The organism is Neorhizobium sp. DAR64872/K0K18, from assembly GCF_050500175.1.
Lineage (GTDB): Bacteria > Pseudomonadota > Alphaproteobacteria > Rhizobiales > Rhizobiaceae > Neorhizobium > Neorhizobium soli.
Genome location: NZ_CP191445.1, coordinates 845,288 through 862,777 on the forward strand (window position 1 = coordinate 845,288; position 17,490 = coordinate 862,777).

Here is a 17,490-nt window from a genome sequence, read left to right on the forward strand (position 1 = left end):
TCAACCGGTTCCCAGATAGGCTGCCTGCACGGCTGCGTTGGCACGGATGTCACTGGGCGACCCCTCGGCGAGGATTTGACCGTGGTTGAGCACCGTGATCGTGTCGGCGAGCTGCATGACGACGGGCATGTTGTGCTCGATCAGCAGCACCGTTGCAGACCTAGCGATTTCCTTCACCAGCCGGCAGAAACTTTCAATCTCACTATCCGACAAGCCTTGCGTCGGCTCATCGAGGATCAGGAGTTTCGGCTCCAACGCCAGTCCCATTGCGACCTCAAGAAGCCGCTGGTGGCCATAGGCCATGGTCCCGGCCTTTTCTCCCATTCGATCGGCAAGTCCGACGCGGTCCAGGGCTTCACTTGCCTTCTCGGCAATGTCAGACTGTTTCGAGCCGGGGTGACGCCTCAGCGCGCTTTGTGCAGACAGCGCCACGTTGTCGAACACGGTCAGCGTCGGATAGATGCTGGTGATCTGGAATGTATAGGCAATGCCGTCGCGCACGCGCTTATGCGCCGGTCGGTCGGTGATGTCCTTGCCCAGGAACTCGATCGACCCGACACTCGGCGCGATACGGCCGGCGAGCAGCGAGACAAAAGTCGTCTTTCCGGCACCGTTCGGACCGATCAGCGCGCGGATCTCGCCTTCTCTCATGGTAAAATCGACATTGTCGACGGCTTTCAGCCCTCCAAAATGGCGGCTGAGACCTTTTGTCGAAAGCAGGCTCACGGAAGCCATGACAGCCACCTTTCGCGGATCGTCCCGAGAATGCCTTTCGGAAAGAAGAGGACCAGAACCACAAGTGCCACGCCGGTCACGAGCAGATAGGCCTGCGTGTATTCGCTGGTGATGTCGATCATGTAGAACATCAGGATTGAGCCGAGCAGCGGACCGAGAATCGTTCCGGCACCGCCAAGCAAGGTGAAGAGCAGCGCCTCGATCGAATACTGGACGGTGGCAAAGGTCGCGCCGACATAGGCGAACATTAGCCCGTAGGCGGCACCGGCCATCGCAGATATCGTGCCTGACAGGACGAGCGCACCGAGTTTCAGCCGGAATGTGTCGAAGCCCAGCATCAGCGTGCGTGTCTCGTTTTCGCGGATTGCGATCAACACCCTGCCGATTGGTCCCCGCACGACGAGGAAGATGACGAGCAGTGTCAAAGCCAGAAGGCCAAGCGCCAGATTGTAGCGCTGGACGGCGTTGGTCAGGTCGACGTGGAAACCGAGGAGATCGAAACTGCGGGCGGCTGCCGGCATCGTCAGGCCTTCTTCGCCGCGGGTATAGTCGGTGAAGTAGGTGATCGTGAGATAGGCAACCTGGCCGAACATCATCGTGACAATCATGAAGGCCACGCCGGTCGTGCGCAGCGCGATCACGCCGATGACGAGCGACAGGGCTGCGCCACAGATAATTCCGATGACAAACGCGAGCGGCACGCCGAGATCGGTGTAATAGGCCGTCATGCCGGCGCCGTAGAGACCGGCGGCAAAGAACATCGCATGTCCGAGGCTCAGCAGGCCCGTATAGCCGAACAGCATGTTGTAGCCCATGGCATAGATCGCCAACAGCATGACGCGGGTCAGGGCGAGGTGGTGATAATCGGGCAGCACGAACTGGACAAGAAAGAGGGCTGCCAGCACGCCGACGTGAAGCGCGATGACGCGGATGGTGTTCTCGCTTCTCATCGCGCCTTTGCCCCGAACAGACCTTCCGGCTTGAACACCAGAACAAGGGCGACAAGCAGGGTCGAGATGATCTTTGCAAGCGTCGGAGAGAAGAACACCGAAATGATGCCGTCGCTCAGTCCGATCAGGAGGGCTGCGATGACGGTGCCGCGCAGACTGCCAAGGCCGCCAAGGATGACGACGATGAAGGAGAGAAGCAACGGATCGAGCCCCATCAGATAATGGGCTTGACGGATCGGCACGATCAGCACCGCAGCGACCGCCGCCAGCATGGCGCCGGCGGCAAAGACGAAGGCATAGACGCGTTCGATCGGTATGCCGAAAGCCTGCGCCATTTCGCGATCGAACTGCGTTGCGCGCATGATGAGGCCGAGCCGGGTGCGGCTCAGCACGAACCAGACCGCCAGCAGCAAGACGATCGCCGCTGCGATGACGAACAGGTTGTAACCGGAATAGCCGAACCACGGCAGCTGGATGCGGTAATAGAACGGCGCGGACACCGGACGCGCATCCGGACCGTAGGTCAAAAGGACCGTCTGCTGGATGATGTAGAGCATGCCGATCGTGGCGACGATGGTCGATTCCGGATCGTAATTCAGGCGCTTCAGGATCAGCCGCTCGCTGGCGACTGCGATCGCGCCGACAATCAGCGGGCTGATGACGATTGCCGCGAAGAAGCCGACGGCTGGATGCAGCGAAAACATCGATGCCACCCACCACGCAACGACCGCACCGAGCATGTAGAATTCGCCATGGGCGACATTGACGACGCGCATGACGCCGAACACCAGAGACAGGCCGAGTGCCGTCAATGTGAGGACCGCGGCCTGGAGCAGTCCTTCCAGTGTCGCCAACAGCAGAAACGGACCGAACGCCAAACCCTAGCTCCTATGCACGGACACGACTGTCCCCTCGCCTGATTTGCTGCGGTTAGACAGGAAAAACGACGCGGGGTGAAGAGCGAAGGGACCGATCAACCGATCCCTTCCGAAAGCAGGGGTCAGAGGGACATCTTCGTGTAGTCCGCCGTCACCTCGTACATCCCGTCTTCGATCGAGGTCCGGTGCACGACATCCATGCGGCCGCCTTCGACCTTGGAGATGTTCTGGTGGCCATAGACCTGATGGTTCTTGCCGTTGAAGATCTTGTTGCCCTGCGGATGGTCTCGGCCTTCCTCGAATGTCTCGATCGCTTCCAAGGCTTCGATGAACTTGGCCTTGTCCTGCGGGCCGTTGTATCCGGCCGTCTGCATCGCCTGCTTGATGGTGAACAGGGTTTCCCAGACCCCGTACATATGGGCGTAGGTGGCGATGTCCTTCGGATCGGCGGTGCTTGCGCCATTCTGGTTGACGCCCACGGCCGTGCGATAAAACTTGTCCCATTCGCTCTGGTCCTTCTGGGCATAACGGGGCATGCCCTCCCAGAAGTAGGTCCCATCGAGGAAGCCCAGTTGCGGCGTCGAGAGATCGACGGCCTCGACGCTATCGATGAAGCCGAAGATCTGGGGTCGCTGCGAGCCGTAGAACTGACCGAGCTCGGTGACGAAGGTGAGAACCGCCGGACCGACCATGATGTGGTAGAGCACGTCGGTGTCTGCGGGAATTCGCGGCAGGTAGCGCGTAAACGATGTTTCCGTCGGGGGAACGGCGATCATCTCGACGACCTCACCACCCTGCGCCTTGATGGCGGGCGGAAGATTATCGCGGTGGTCATAGCCGAAGGCGTAGTCCGGGAAGATCATCGTGACCTTCTTGCCGAGGTTTTTTGTGATCCAGGGTGCCACTGAAGTGACTTGGCTGCGAACATCGGTAATGCCGGGCTGGAAGCAATAGCGGTTGAGGCTGCCCGAGGATACGTGCGTGCCTTCCGACACCACGAGATAAGGCATCTTCAGTTCGCCCGCCCGCGGCGCGGCCGCGACGACGACATGTGAAAACAGCGTCCCGAACACAGCATCGACCTTATGCTGGGTCGCGAATTTCTCGACGACTTCGGCGCCCCGCTTGGGATCCGTGCCATCATCTTCGACGATCAGTTCCACGGGACGGCCGTTGATGCCGCCTTCCTCGTTGATGATCTTGACGGCAGCCCGTGCGACACGCTCGTACCAGCGACCGTAGGATGCGCCGATACCGGTGCGGTGGCATTCAAAGCCGAGTTTGATGGGGGCGGATGTCTGCGCATGCGAATAGCGGACGAAGCCCGGCGAGACGGAAGAAAGAATGCCCGCACCCGTTGCCGCGCCCATTCCAAGAAGGGTCGTCCGGCGGGTCACCGAGGATTTCGGTGCTGAAGTCTTGTCGGTCATTCGAAATTTTCCTCTCAACGGTACTGACGCCCATCATGCTGATGCGATAGTCGATGGTCTACCAGGTGCCACCGACAATAAGAGCCCTACCATGTCCTATAGCAAAGAATTCCGCTGATCAGGAGACCTGACAGGAGCGGCACGAGGCCCAGTCTGAGCGAAGATATCGTGGTATGGAATACGCTTCTCCATCCCGGCATGATGTCTCAGCCGATCACGCCACCAGACGCAGGATGAACCCGTTGCCGTCATTTCCCCGAAAACACCGGTTGCCGGCCTGTCCATCGGCGACGGCAGCTCTCTTGTGGACGCTCATGCCTGGCGCTGCCAACGCCCACGGGACGGAACGCGGGCTGGTGATGCTGCTGCCGACCGAATATTACCTGACAGGCGGCGCGATCGTCGTCGCAGTTACCTTCGTCGCATTGCTGCTGGTTCCGTCGCGCTGGTTCACACAGGCCGGCAGTGCCTCCATCACACTCGATCGCCGGCCGGTGCCGCCGATCGCGATGGTCAGCACGCTGAGCTTTCTGCTTCTGCTGGTCCTGATCGCCGCCGGCCGCTATTCGACAGCCGATCCGCTTGAAAATCCTTTGCCGCTTGTCGTCTGGACGCTATTCTGGGTCGGCCTGACCTTGCTGCAGGCGCTGGTCGGGAACCTGTGGCCATGGCTCAATCCCTGGACGGGTCCTCTTCGTATCCTGCGGCGAGCGACAGGCGGCAGGCTTGACGAAGCTCCCCTGTTGAAGCTGCCGGAGGCCGTCGGTTACATCCCCGCGATCCTCCTGTTTCTGATGTTTGCCTGGTACGAACTGGTTTCGCTCGCCCCGGAGGACCCTCCCCGTCTCGCCATCGCTGTCTCGGTCTACTGGGTTCTCAATTTCATCGCCATGCTGGTTTTCGGAGAGCGAGATTGGACAGAGCGGGGCGAACCATTCTCGGTGTATTTCCGCATGATCGGCATGATCGCACCGTTTGAGATCAAGCCGCCGAAATCAGGAATATGGGCGAGTGTCCGTTTCCGCTGGCCGGGACAAGACTGCGTCGCGGCGGAGCCGCCGCCGATCAGCGCCGCCCTGTTTCTGCTGCTGACGCTCGGAACGGCGTCCTTCGATGGCTTTGCAGAGACCTTCACCTGGCTCTCGATGATCGGGGTGAACCCGCTGGAATTTCCCGGCCGCAGCGCTGTGACCCTGCCGAATACGCTCGGCTTGATCGCCGCTCCGGCGGTGCTCGCAGTGATCTATTTCGCGGCTGTCATATCAGGAGCCCGGCTTGCCGGAGAGGCACGATTAGTCGCTGATCGAGGGCTGATCACGCATCTGGTCTATTCGATCATTCCGATAGCGGTTGCCTTCCATGCAGCCCACTATCTCAGCCTGCTTCTGATCAACGGGCAATATCTCTACTCTGCGATCTCGGATCCCTTTGCGCTTGGCTGGGATCTGTTCGGCACCGCCGATCGCCACGTCACGGCATCGATGCTGATCGACATCAGCAGTGTCGAAAAGCTCTGGATCGCACAGACCGCGATCATCGTCGCCGGGCACTGCATCGGCATTCTGATCGCCCACATGATTGCGCTCAAGCACTTCGTGAAACCGGCAAGCGCCACCATCAGTCAGGCTTTTCTGGCCCTTGCGATGATAGGCTATACCGTCTTCGGCCTCTGGCTTCTTTCCACCCCGACAGCGGGATGATCGGGGTGGCAACCAATCAGCGGAGGAGAAGCATATCCCAGTGCCCGACTTCGCAGGCCGAACGCGATGCCATCTCGAGACGCATCCGTCGCCAGTCGTCCAGAACGCTTTCGTCAAGCCGGTCTGTTTCAGACGCAGCGTTTGCCATGCCGGCAATGAAATGCCGCTGCAATTCCGCTTGATCTCCGCCGAGGCGCCAAGGGCTCTGACCGGTGAGAACCTTGAAGCCCGCCTGCTCCGCCAACCGGGACAAGACCGGTTCCGCCGTTGGACCAAGCGCCGGTCCAAAGCCCTTGTCGCGGCGTTGGTGGGCGTTGAACGCTTCGACAACCAAGGCATCCGCTTCGTGCGCGATTTCCCAGCTGCAGACGCCATCGTAGTTGAGCGCCGTATACAGGCCGATGTCACGCTTCGCGAGGAGATGCAGAAGACGCTCCAGAAATTCGGCGGAGACCAGGTCGAATAGCGCCGACGCTGTCACCAGCCTCGCATCCGTGAAGAGCTCAGGCGCCAACTGGCTAAGGTCGGCCTGCAGGCATTTCACCTGGTCGGGCATGTCGAGCCTGTTTGCGGCTTCTTCGAGCAGTTGCAGATCGTTGTCGACAAGCCGCCAGTGCCAGGACAAACTCTGGGGCGCAAGTGCGCGGACAGTGGAGCCGGTTCCGCAGCCGAGATCGACGACCGTCGCGCCGTTCCCGTCTGCGGTCACACTTTCGATGGCAGACCGCCGGAGCTCGGGTTCACGCGCAGCATTGTCCGCGGGCTCGCGCAGATCGAGCCAGACTGTGTCGAAGCCACTCATCGCATTTCCTCCAGGAAGTCGGAAAGCACCTTTGCCGTTGCGGGCCAATCGGGCAGCTGCTGGCCCACGGCAAGTGCGCCCGCAGAATAAGCTTGTCGCGTTTCCGGCTGGTCGATCAGCAGCGCCAGAGCTTCGGCGAGCCCGGCAATGTCGCCCGGTTCCACGAGGATCCCGGCATCGTCAGTCACCAAATCCGGTATCGCCCCGCCGCGACAGCCAACGATCGGCAGGCCGCGCACCATGGCTTCCGCAAAGGCCATGCCGTAGCCTTCATATTGGCTGGCGAGTGCAAAAATATCCGCTTGGGCATATTCGACCGCCACATCATCAAGCGCGCCCGTCAAAGTCACCCGGTCGGAGAGCCCGCACGCCTCGATCTGTCGTCGCAGATCGGCAGCGCATTGACGATCCATGTCATCGCTGCCTGCTATCCGGCACTGCCATGGGCGATCGGAGATGCGCTCGAGCGCTGAAATCAACGCCGCATGATCCTTGCGCTGCGTCAGCGATCCGACCGACAGGATTATCACCCCGTCCCCGGCCGTGCTGCCCGATGCAGGCTTTGCCTGCTCCGTTCCAGGCACGGCGACACGCACGAGATCCGGCGCCACGCGGAATTGCGATACCAGAGTTCGCGCCGTGCTGGGGCTTGTGACGACGACACCTTTAGCTGCACCTAGCGCTGTCATCTCGCTTTTTCGCAACCGCTCGGCAACCCCGGCCGGAATGCCGCTTTCGAGTGCCAACGGATGATGGACGAGCGCAATCATGCGGAGGCGGGTCGCCTCCTCCATGGCAATTGCCGGCATTGCCCCAAATGCAAGGCCATCGATCAGAACGAGACTATCGTCGGCGAGGGCTGCGAGTTTTTCAGCTGTTTCGGCAAGCTCGCTTTCGCTCGGTTCCGGAAAGCCGCCGGGAAGCTGCAGGTGCTCGACTGTCCAGCCGATTGCCCTAAGCTCCTCGATCATCCGCCGGTCATAGCCATACCCGCCGCTGCGGGTGTCGATATCGCCGGGGATGGCGAATACCAGCCGTCGCTCCCTTGATGCGGCGTTCAAATCGCAGCCTCGTACCAGGCTCGGGCCACATGGCTTTCATGCAGGGTCACCTTGAGGCGGCGGATGCGCACGCCACCCGGACCAAGATCGCCGGCAGCGATACCGGCCTTCAGCTGATCGAAGACGTGCTTTGCAAGAACCTCGGTCGTGGTGACCTTGCCGCGGAAAATCTCCAGTTCGTCGAGGTTCTGGTAGTTGAGCGGCGCAACGATTGCTTTCAGCACCGTCGTTGCAAGGCCGATATCGACGCCGAGCCCGTTTTCGTCGAGATCTTCGGTCATGAAGGCGGCATCGACAATAAAGGTCGCGCCATGCATCGCCTGGGCCGGGCCAAATACCTCCCGTGGCAAGCTATGGGCAATCATCATGTGGTCGCGAACTTCAACTGCAAACATGCGGGGAATGTCCTTTCAGACTAACGGTATCGGATACGGTGGCAAAGGGTGCCGGGATCGGCGAGAATTTGGCAATAGTCTTGGGCAAGGTCGGGAAAGTCCGTCTCGCCGGAGAAGAGTTTGTCGAGGCGGTCATCCGCAAGCAATGCAAGTGCCGCGGCCAGACGTCGCGAAAACGGCCACCTTGCGCGCCTTTGAACCGGTACGTTGCCGACCTGCGAAGCGACGATCGACAGGCGTTGACTGTGGAAACGACCACCTAGCGGAATATTCACGCTGCCTTCGCCATACCAGGACATCTCGACGATCCGTGCCTCGAAGCCGGCGAGCGCAATGGATGTGGCAAGACCTGCGGCCGTGGCCGACGTGTGGATCACCACATCGCATCCCCCGTCACCGTCGTTCGCCTGTTCGGGTGATGCAAACCGGCATCCGAAATCTTCGGCAAGACCACGGCGATCGCCATTGACGTCCACGACGGTGACTTCGGTGCCCGGGATCCTTGCGGCGAGATAGGCAATCAGAAGCCCGACGAGCCCTGCACCGACGACCGCGACCTTGTCTCCAGGAAGAATGCCGGCATCCCAAACGCCGTTGAGGGCCGTCTCCATATTGGCTGCAAGGACGGCGCGCGAGGCGGGCACGCCTGCTGGAACCGGCACGACCATCTCAGCGGGGGCGTGGAAGGCATCCTGATGTGGATAGAGGCAGAATACTGTCCGGCCGACAAGCGCTTCCGGGCCGTCCTTTGCGGTTCCGACCACCCCGTAGCCGTACTTGATCGGAAACGGGAATTCTCCATCCTGCAACGGCGCCCGCATGCTGTCGTATTCGCTTTCGGGGACCGAGCCGGCTGCCACCAGGGACTCGGTACCGCGGCTGATGGCGCCGAACAGGCTTTCCACCAGGACATCGCCGTGCCCGAGCGGACCAAGCGGCGTCTCCCGCAATTCAGGCTGGTTCTCTCGCACCAGCCACAATGCTTGCGCTATCGTCATGCCTGGCCATCGCGTGCCGGCTTGGGAAACTTGCCTTCAACTCTGGCGGACGGACGACGCCAGAGACGGGCTTCATGCGGAACGAGGCGGGTGAGGACCCGCGGAAGACAGCCCTCCTCGGGAATTGCGAACAGTCCGAGACGGGTCGTCCAGTAACCGAACCGCTGCGAGGCCGTGAAGACCGTGAACGGGATCGCCAGACAGAGACCGGCGACCACAGGCAGAGCCCAGAAGATCGCGTACCCACCGATCAGGCCCGTGATGATCGTAGCGAGGACAACGCCGATCAATGTCTGAAGGCCCATCGCCTTGATGGCTGTGCCAAGCGTAACGCCGAGCCGGTCGCGGTTCTGACCGCTCCAGGTGACCGAACGTCCGAACAGAAGACCGATCAGGAACACCGAGACATAGACGGCAACGATGGGCGCCATGATCATCGAGGCCAGGAGTTCGATCACCGCCGACAGACCGAAGCGCAATGGTCCGCCATAGGAGCGGATCGCGCCGGGGGTAAGCAGCACATCGACGACGCCGGCGATCTTGGGGGTGACCGACAGAAGAAAGATGGTGATGAACGACCAGAAGCCGAGTTCGATATAGGTCGCATCAAAGCCGCCGGTCACACCCTTCCATGCGGCGGCAAACGTCGCGACGATCCAGGCCGGCGGTGCGACATACATCAGGACCGCCTGAAAAAGCTGGAACCTGCTCAGCGGCTTGAGGCCCGGCTCAAAAAGGAAACGCCAATACTGCATGTTGCCCTGGCACCATCGCAGATCTCGCTTGGCAAACTCCAGCAATGTCGGTGGGTTGGCTTCGAAGCTCTGTGTCTCGATCGGCAGCACACGAACTTCGTAGCCGCCCCGACGCATATAGGTCGCTTCCAGCTGATCGTGGCTCAGCACATGGCCGCCCAATGGCGGCGATCCCGGGAGAACGGGCAGATTACAGTGGGCCTCAAATGCCGCGGCGCGGATCAGTGCGTTGTGCCCCCAGTAAGGCCCGCAATCAGCGCTCCACCATGCGGAGCCGAGCGTGAAAGACCGCATTCCGTGACGCATACCGAACTGGAACATCCGGGCAAAGCCGCTTTCGGCGGGCACTCCGACGACCAGGGTCTGCAGAATCCCGAGCTCAGGTCGTGCCTCCATGGCAGCCACCAGCCGTATCATCACGTCGCCGGACATGACGCTGTCGGAATCCAGCGGCAGGAAAAAGTCGTAGCGGCTTCCGTGTTCCTTCAGGAAGTCCTGAATATTGCCCGCCTTGTAACCGGCATTGTCAGCACGACGACGATAGACCGGCCGGTTACCGCCATCCGCCACGACATGAGCGGCAACGAGATCGAAGCCCGCTTCTTCCAACTGGATGATGTCGGGCTCGGAAGTGTCGCTGAGGACGAAGAACCGAAAGTGGCGTTGAAGGCCGGTCGCCTGAAGGCTCTTCTGCATCGCCTCTATCCGGGCAAAGACGGGCCGCGGATCTTCGTTGCGCAGGAATATCGTCAGCGCTGTCCGCGACGACAAAGCGATCGGCTGGCTTCCCTGACCCTGCGGATAGAAGGGGTAGATGCTTTTGGAGGGGTCGCCGGGGCCATGCTGGAGGACGATCCCGATCACGGCGTTCCAGAACCCAAGCACCGTCCACGGCGTTGCCAGCATGAACCCGATCAGCATGACGGCTTCCGCACCATCAATGCCATCTGGGGAAAGAAGTCGGTAGACGACATACCCAAGCCCCGCGATCGTTGCGAGGTTGAGCGCCAGAACAATACGACGGCGCCACCGGACTGGAAGTCCGGAATACTGGAAGTCGGGACTTCGATCGGGATCCGACTGCCAGCCCGTTGCACTTTGGTCGGCAGCCATCGCGTTGAGAACGCCTTCTTTTAAATTGCCCATGCGCAACACTTAGGCTGAACCTCCGTCCTAGCAAGCGCCGAGCGATTTCAAATGAAGTTTACCGACGCCGTTGCCCCGCTCCAGATCCGCGCCAGTGCGCAAACAGCCGCAGGTTTTACTGGGATCCGTACGGATCGTCCGTCACCGCTCGAGGTAGGATGATCCTTCATCCATCGTCTGGTCAGCTTGCATCGACTTCATCGGGGAGAGCGGAACTACACCGTGCGTCGGCGTTCTTTGCCCGCGTATATTGTATAGATGATCCCCAGAATTGACAGGGTTGCAGTACTGGACACAAAGAAAAACACTCAGTAGAAAGCTCAAGCGACGTTGTCAGACATCGGACAACAGATTGACGGGTGGAGGCCTGATCGATCGGCCGCTTGGAGGATCATAATGACTATACATGGCGGGCTGACGCCCGAACTGATTTTGCCGCAGGATTCCGAGACCGCCACTCTGGTTGGTCGTGTCTGGTCGAAGGCTGCGGACGGCCCCTGCCCTGTCCTTTACCGGAATGGCAGGCTTCTGGATCTTTCGTCGCTCGCTGCGACGCTGTCAGCACTGCTTGAGATCGACGGCCTGGTGGAGCGCCTGACGGCCGCTACCGATTGGACGGATCTCGGCTCTCTCAATGACTTCCTAGACGGCACTGCCGGAACGCTGCTGGCGCCTGTTGACCTGCAGGCGATCAAAGCCGCGGGCGTAACTTTCGCAGACAGCATGCTGGAACGGGTCATCGAGGAACAGGCCAAGGGCGATCCGCTTCGGGCCGAGGAGATCCGCGGCCGCCTGGCGCCGGTTCTGGGCGACAGCCTGAAGGGACTTGTAGCCGGCTCAGAAAAGGCGGCAAGCGTGAAAGCGCTGTTGCAGGATATGGGGCTCTGGTCGCAGTATCTCGAAGTCGGGATCGGTCCGGATGCGGAAATCTTCACCAAGGCTCAGCCCATGTCGGCCGTCGGCTGCGGGTCGCTGGTCGGCATTCACCCGAAGTCGGATTGGAACAATCCCGAACCGGAAGTGGTGCTTGCTGTCACATCCACGGGTGCGATTGTCGGTGCGACGCTTGGCAATGACGTCAATCTTCGCGATTTCGAAGGACGGTCCGCCCTCCTTCTCAGCAAGGCAAAAGACAACAACGCATCCTGTTCTCTCGGTCCCTTCATCCGACTGTTCGACGGCGAATTTTCGCTCGAAGACGTCAAGAAATCGGAGATCTCGCTTGTGGTCGAGGGCCCTGAAGGTTTCGAGATGACGGGCGTTAGCCCGATGCAGGCCATCAGCCGTACGCCGGAAGATCTCGTGTCGCAGCTTCTCAACCGCAACCATCAATACCCTGATGGCGCCGTATTGTTTCTCGGCACCATGTTTGCGCCGGTCAAGGATCGGCGCGGCAAGGGTCTGGGCTTTACCCACGAGATCGGCGACCGCGTCGAGATATCGTCGCCAAGGCTCGGGCGCCTGGTGAATTGGGTGGAAAATAGTGAAGCCTGCCCGCCTTGGGACTTCGGGCTGACGGCTTTGATGAAGAACCTCGCGAAGCGCAAGCTCTTGTAGCCGCCGCGGTTGATGGGAGGAGGAACCCGATGCAACGAATAAACGATCTCTTTTACCGCTTTCTGGAACTGCTGCTGATCCTGCTTTTGGCAGGCATGGCAATCATGGTGTTCCTCAACGTGGTGCTGCGCTACGGTTTCAACTCCGGCCTCAACATATCGGAAGAGCTATCGCGCTACTTCTTCGTCTGGCTGACCTTTATCGGTGCAGTCGTGGCGTTTCGCGAACATTCCCACCTTGGTGTGGAGTCGCTGGTCGCCATGCTCGGTCGCTCGGGCCGTATCGCCTGCATGATCATTTCGAACCTGCTGATCATCCTGTGTTCGGCAATTTTCTTCTGGGGCACATGGGTCCAGTTGCCGATCAACGCCAGCATGGTCGCGCCTGTGACCGGGCTTTCCATGGCATGGGTCTACGGCATCGGCTTCTTCACCGGTGGAGGATGCGTGCTGATCGCGCTTGAACGGCTGTTCCGCCTGATCACCGGTCGCGTCACCGACGCGGAAATCGCAGCCTTCACGGGTGAAAACATGACGATCGAACAACTGGCGGAGCGGACCTAAATGACTCTTTTCGTCTTTGTTGGATCGCTGCTTGGGGCGATGGCCGTTGGCGTCCCCGTCGCGTTCTCGCTGATTTTCTGCGGCGTCGTGCTCATGTGGTACATGGACATGTTCAACAGCCAGATCATCGCGCAGAACATGATTGCCGGCGCAGATACATTCACCCTGCTTGCCATCCCCTTCTTCATTCTCGCCGGCGAATTGATGAATTCCGGCGGTTTGTCGAAGCGTATCATCGATTTCGCGATCGCCTGCGTCGGTCACATCAGGGGTGGCCTCGGGATCGTCGCAATTTTCGCAGCGCTCATCATGGCCAGCATTTCGGGTTCGGCCGCTGCCGATACGGCCGCCCTTGCCGCCATCCTCATCCCGATGATGGCCAAGGCCGGCTATAATATTCCCCGCTCCGGTGGTCTGATCGCTGCCGGCGGTATCATCGCCCCGGTCATTCCGCCGTCGATGGCGTTTATCGTATTCGGCGTTGCCGCGAACGTGTCGATCACCCAGCTCTTCATGGCGGGCATCTTCCCCGGCATCCTGATGGCCGTCTCACTGATCATCACCTGGCTGATCGTGGTGCGCAAGGATAACGTCCAGGCGCTTCCGAAGACTACCTACAAGGAACGCCTGCACGCAACCGGACGCGCTGCCTGGGCGCTCGGCATGCCTGTGATCATCCTCGGCGGCATCAAGATTGGCATCGTGACGCCGACCGAAGCTGCCGTCGTTGCCGCCGTCTATGCGATGTTCGTCGGCATGGTAATCTACAAGGAACTGAAGCCAAGAGACCTTCCGCACGTCATTCTGCAAGCCGCCAAGACGACTTCGGTCATCATGTTCCTCGTCTGCGCGGCACTCGTATCGGCATGGCTCATCACGGCTGCGAATATTCCGGCAGAAATCGCCGGCTATATCGAACCGTTGATCGATCGCCCGACGCTGTTGATGTTCGTCATCATGATCCTGGTTCTGGTTGTCGGTACGGCACTCGATCTGACGCCGACCATCCTGATCCTGACGCCGGTTCTCATGCCGATCATCAAGCAGGCGGGGATCGATCCGGTCTATTTCGGCGTGCTCTTTATCATCAACAACTCGATCGGCCTCATCACGCCGCCGGTCGGTGTTGTGCTCAACGTCGTCAGCGGTGTCGGGAGAATACCGCTTGGCAAGGTGACGGCCGGCGTGTGGCCGTTCCTTCTTGCGCAGTCGCTCGTGCTTTTCCTGCTCGTGCTGTTTCCCGATCTTGTGATCGTGCCCGCACGTTGGTTGCATTGACGGCCTGCCATTCAACCTATTCACATCAACGTCCAACTGGGAGGACTACTATGAAGAGACTGCTTCTTGCCACTACAGCGATCGCGCTTGCCTGCTCCACAGCGGCACCGGCCTTCGCCGAATTCAAGAGCCGCAACATTCGCGTTTCTAACGGCATCAATGCCGACCATCCGGTCGGTAACGGAATCAAGGCCATGCAGGAATGCCTGGACCAGAAGTCCGGCGGCAAGCTGAAGCTGACCGCTTTCTGGGGCGGCGCTCTTGGCGGCGACCTTCAGGCAACCCAGGCGCTGCGCTCGGGCGTTCAGGAAGCCGTCGTCACATCCTCGTCTCCGCTCGTCGGCATCATTCCGGCACTCGGCGTCTTCGACCTGCCGTTCCTGTTCCGCGATGCCCCTGAGGCCTACAAGGTGCTCGACGGCAAATTTGGCGACGAGATGAACAAGAAGCTCGACGGCGCCGGTCTGGTCAATCTTGCCTATTGGGAAAACGGCTTCCGCAACCTGTCGAACTCCAAGCGCGCCGTCACCAAGTGGGAAGATTTCTCGGGGATGAAGGTTCGCGTCATGCAGAACAACATCTTCCTCGACACCTTCCAGAACCTTGGTGCAAACGCGACCCCGATGGCCTTCGGCGAAGTCTATTCGGCTCTGGAAACCAACGCGATCGACGCGCAGGAAAACCCCTATGTGACGATCGACACGTCGAAGTTCTTCGAAGTGCAGAAATACGTCACCGAGACCAACCACGCATATACTCCGTTCCTCTTCCTCTTCTCCAAGGCGATCTTCAACACCTATTCGCCGGAAGAACAGACTGCACTGCGTGGATGCGCAGTGGTCGGTCGCGATGTGGAGCGCCAGGTGATCGGCGATCTCAACAAGAAGTCGCTGGAAAAGATCAAGGCCGCCGGCCTGGAGGTGAACACGCTGTCGCCTGAGGAGCAGGCTCGCATTCGTGAAAAGTCGCTTGCTGTCTATGAAAAGCACAAGGACCAGATTGGTGCCGATGTGGTTGATGGCATCCTGGCGGAACTTAAGGAAGTTCGTAAGTAAGCATCAGGCTTAGGCAGACGAGCCCGCGACGTTACCGTCGCGGGCTTTTTTCATGGCTATTCGATCGCGATCGGCTGCACCCTTTGGCGCTTCTTCAGCGTCTGCTCGCGCAGGAAGATGAAGACGCCGGAACCGACGATCAGTGCCGCTCCGATCAGCATTCCGTATCTCGGCATATCGCCAAAGAACAGCCAGCCGAACAGAACCGCCCAGAGCAAAAGCGTGTACTGTAGGGGAGCGACCGTTGCCGCATCGGAGATCTTCAATGCTCTGTTAACGAGAACATGAGCTGTCATTGCCACTATACCGAGCAATGCAAGCAGACCAAAATCGCGGGTAGAAGCGATCGGCGACCAGTCGAAAGGCGCGAAAGCAAGGCCTGCAAGTGCCGCACCGACAATCTGGAAAAAGACAAGCGTCCGGTCTGGGGTGGCCCTCAGGAAACGACCTGAAATCATCATGAACGCGAAGGCGGCACTGCCGAAGATGGATACGATCGCTGGCGGACTGATCATCGCGCTCGACGGTTCGAGCGTGATGACGACACCGATAAAGCCGATGCCGATTGCAGTCCACCGACGCCAGCCGACTTTTTCACCCAGTAGCAGTGGCGAGGCCGCGGCGACATAGATCGGTGCTGCGAGCCAGTAGGTCATGACGTCTGCGAGCGGAAGATACATCACGGCATAGTAGAAGCAGAAAACCTCGGCGGTGGAGCAGAACACCCGAAGGGCCTGCATGCCGGGTCGTTCGACCTTCAGCAGCGAGCCGAATCCCTGAAAGAACAGGAAAGGCAGCAAGATGACAAGCGCGGCGAGGCTGCGCACAAGCACGACCTGTCCAAGGCCGTAGCTCGAAACGAGCCACTTCCCCATGGCGTCGTTAAGCGCAAACATGACCATGCCGAGCAGCATGATGAGGGGCCCGGCCATGCGCGCCGAGACGATTTGCTTGGAGATGGATGCGATCATGCCGCGATGCCCTACATGTCTGCGAGGTTTGAGAAACGCCGTGTTACGGTGAAGAGCTTGTCCAGGTCTGGATTGAGGTCCATTCCGAGGCCAGGACCAGGCGGAACCGTGATCATGCCGTTCTTCACCTCAGGCAGTGCGGTGACGAGATCGCGGTACCACGTCTTGTAGAAGGCGCGCACACTTTCCTGCACCAGCGCATTGGGTGCGTTAAGCGACAGGTGCGTCGATGCGCCGAGGACAACCGGGCCGGTGCAATCGTGCGGAGCGATCGGCAAATGCCAAGCCTCCGCCATCGATGCAATCTTGCGTGCTTCCGACAGTCCGCCGCACCAGGAGATGTCCAGCATGACGATGCCGGCGGCGCCCGTTTCGAGATAATCCCGGAAACCCCAGCGCGTTGCCAAGGTCTCAGATGCTGAGATTGGTGCGGGCGATACGTCGGCATAACGACGCAGGCTCGACAGGCTATCCATCTTGATCGGGTCTTCATGCCAGAACGTGCTGTAGGGCGTCAGCGCCCTGGCAATCTGCATCGCGGGCAGGAGCTGCCACATGGAGTGAAACTCCACCATGATGTCGATCTTGTCGCCGACAGCGTTGCGGATCTTTTCGAATGGCTGAAGCGCTGCGTTTAGATCGGAAGGTGAAATATACTGTCCCCTCGTCTTTTCGGCGGCGGCATCGAAGGGCCAGATCTTCATCGCCGTGATCCCCTCCTCCAGCAGCGAATGTGCCAATTCGTCCGCCCGGTTGAGAAACCCGTTGAGATCGTCGTAGTCCGAGCCGGTCGACAGGCCATAGTTGCCCGTGGTCTGGCCAGTGGATTTCTTGATATACTCGGTGCCGGCGCAGGTATTGTAGGTGCGGATTTCCTTGCGGCTGAAGCCGCCCAACAACTGCGCGATCGGCTGGCCCGTGACCTTGCCGAACAGATCCCACAACGCGATGTCGAAAGCCGAGTTGCCACGCACCTCGGCACCCGAGGATCGGAACCCGACATAGCCCACGAGGTCCTGTGCGAGAAGATCGATGGCAAGCGGATCGCGGCCGAGCACCCGCGGTGCAACATATTCGTGAATGTAGCTTTCGACCGTCTCTGCCCCGAAGAACGTCTCGCCGAGACCGGTCAGACCTTCATCCGTATGAACCAGAACCCAGATCAGGTTTGCGCGCTCTGCAACTCGCACGGTTTCGAGTTTCGTGATCTTCATTG

The 17,490-nt window shown here is 60.0% G+C and carries 16 protein-coding genes; 5 read left to right on the plus strand and 11 right to left on the minus strand.

Annotated elements, in window-relative coordinates; genetic code table 11:
* The 4 genes from ACQY1P_RS03745 to ACQY1P_RS03760 all read right to left on the minus strand — a co-directional run bounded on the left by ACQY1P_RS03745 (position 1) and on the right by ACQY1P_RS03760 (position 3,993).
* Positions 1 to 735, minus strand: a complete 735-nt coding sequence (locus ACQY1P_RS03745) for an ABC transporter ATP-binding protein (RefSeq protein WP_430252951.1) — start codon at positions 733 to 735, stop codon at positions 1 to 3.
* Positions 723 to 1,685: a branched-chain amino acid ABC transporter permease gene (locus tag ACQY1P_RS03750; protein ID WP_192087898.1), complete on the minus strand. Its 963-nt coding sequence runs from the start codon at positions 1,683 to 1,685 to the stop codon at positions 723 to 725. The genes ACQY1P_RS03745 and ACQY1P_RS03750 overlap by 13 nt, the downstream gene beginning before the upstream one ends.
* Positions 1,682 to 2,563 carry a branched-chain amino acid ABC transporter permease gene (locus tag ACQY1P_RS03755; RefSeq protein WP_430252953.1) on the minus strand — a complete coding sequence of 294 codons (882 nt, stop codon included), beginning with the start codon at positions 2,561 to 2,563 and terminating at the stop codon, positions 1,682 to 1,684. The genes ACQY1P_RS03750 and ACQY1P_RS03755 overlap by 4 nt, the downstream gene beginning before the upstream one ends.
* A gap of 122 nt (positions 2,564 to 2,685) precedes the next feature.
* On the minus strand, positions 2,686 to 3,993 hold the full coding sequence (locus tag ACQY1P_RS03760) for an ABC transporter substrate-binding protein (protein WP_113110131.1): 1,308 nt from the start codon (positions 3,991 to 3,993) through the stop codon (positions 2,686 to 2,688).
* Between the two features lie 314 nt (positions 3,994 to 4,307).
* Between ACQY1P_RS03760 and ACQY1P_RS03765 the strand changes: the two genes are divergently transcribed.
* The gene (locus tag ACQY1P_RS03765; RefSeq protein WP_430252955.1) at positions 4,308 to 5,693 is read left to right on the plus strand and encodes a hypothetical protein; all 1,386 of its coding nucleotides are present in this window, start codon (positions 4,308 to 4,310) and stop codon (positions 5,691 to 5,693) included.
* 16 nt (positions 5,694 to 5,709) lie between these two features.
* Here the strand turns inward: ACQY1P_RS03765 and ACQY1P_RS03770 are convergent, their stop codons facing one another.
* Genes ACQY1P_RS03770 through mdoH form a run of 5 tightly spaced genes read right to left on the minus strand, consistent with a single transcriptional unit; the run spans position 5,710 to position 10,850 of the window.
* On the minus strand, positions 5,710 to 6,495 hold the full coding sequence (locus tag ACQY1P_RS03770; RefSeq protein WP_325264358.1) for a class I SAM-dependent methyltransferase: 786 nt from the start codon (positions 6,493 to 6,495) through the stop codon (positions 5,710 to 5,712).
* Positions 6,492 to 7,556 (minus strand): glycosyltransferase family 4 protein, encoded by a 1,065-nt coding sequence (locus ACQY1P_RS03775; RefSeq protein WP_062458603.1) that lies wholly within the window; start codon positions 7,554 to 7,556, stop codon positions 6,492 to 6,494. Before ACQY1P_RS03775 ends, ACQY1P_RS03770 begins: the two co-directional genes overlap by 4 nt.
* A complete protein-coding gene (locus tag ACQY1P_RS03780; protein ID WP_062458601.1) occupies positions 7,553 to 7,951 on the minus strand; it encodes a 6-pyruvoyl trahydropterin synthase family protein in 399 nt (132 codons plus the stop codon). The genes ACQY1P_RS03775 and ACQY1P_RS03780 overlap by 4 nt, the downstream gene beginning before the upstream one ends.
* Before the next feature lie 20 nt (positions 7,952 to 7,971).
* Positions 7,972 to 8,949 (minus strand): zinc-dependent alcohol dehydrogenase, encoded by a 978-nt coding sequence (locus ACQY1P_RS03785; RefSeq protein ID WP_430252957.1) that lies wholly within the window; start codon positions 8,947 to 8,949, stop codon positions 7,972 to 7,974.
* Entirely contained in the window at positions 8,946 to 10,850 is a 1,905-nt protein-coding gene (gene mdoH / locus ACQY1P_RS03790) for a glucans biosynthesis glucosyltransferase MdoH (RefSeq protein WP_430252959.1), read from the minus strand. Before mdoH ends, ACQY1P_RS03785 begins: the two co-directional genes overlap by 4 nt.
* Positions 10,851 to 11,246: 396 nt before the next feature.
* Here mdoH and ACQY1P_RS03795 point away from each other — a divergent pair, with 396 nt between their 5' ends.
* The 4 genes from ACQY1P_RS03795 to ACQY1P_RS03810 are packed head-to-tail and all read left to right on the plus strand — an operon-like array spanning position 11,247 to position 15,303.
* Positions 11,247 to 12,407: a fumarylacetoacetate hydrolase family protein gene (locus ACQY1P_RS03795; RefSeq protein ID WP_430252961.1), complete on the plus strand. Its 1,161-nt coding sequence runs from the start codon at positions 11,247 to 11,249 to the stop codon at positions 12,405 to 12,407.
* Positions 12,408 to 12,436: 29 nt separating this feature from the next.
* Positions 12,437 to 12,970 (plus strand): TRAP transporter small permease, encoded by a 534-nt coding sequence (locus ACQY1P_RS03800; protein ID WP_062458592.1) that lies wholly within the window; start codon positions 12,437 to 12,439, stop codon positions 12,968 to 12,970.
* Positions 12,971 to 14,248, plus strand: a complete 1,278-nt coding sequence (locus ACQY1P_RS03805; RefSeq protein WP_062458589.1) for a TRAP transporter large permease subunit — start codon at positions 12,971 to 12,973, stop codon at positions 14,246 to 14,248.
* A gap of 50 nt (positions 14,249 to 14,298) precedes the next feature.
* The gene (locus ACQY1P_RS03810) at positions 14,299 to 15,303 is read left to right on the plus strand and encodes a TRAP transporter substrate-binding protein (protein WP_430252962.1); all 1,005 of its coding nucleotides are present in this window, start codon (positions 14,299 to 14,301) and stop codon (positions 15,301 to 15,303) included.
* Between the two features lie 56 nt (positions 15,304 to 15,359).
* Here the strand turns inward: ACQY1P_RS03810 and ACQY1P_RS03815 are convergent, their stop codons facing one another.
* On the minus strand, positions 15,360 to 16,274 hold the full coding sequence (locus ACQY1P_RS03815) for a DMT family transporter (RefSeq protein WP_430252964.1): 915 nt from the start codon (positions 16,272 to 16,274) through the stop codon (positions 15,360 to 15,362).
* An 11-nt stretch (positions 16,275 to 16,285) separates the two neighbouring features.
* Entirely contained in the window at positions 16,286 to 17,488 is a 1,203-nt protein-coding gene (locus tag ACQY1P_RS03820; protein WP_430252966.1) for a mandelate racemase/muconate lactonizing enzyme family protein, read from the minus strand.
* Positions 17,489 to 17,490 lie beyond the last annotated feature (2 nt).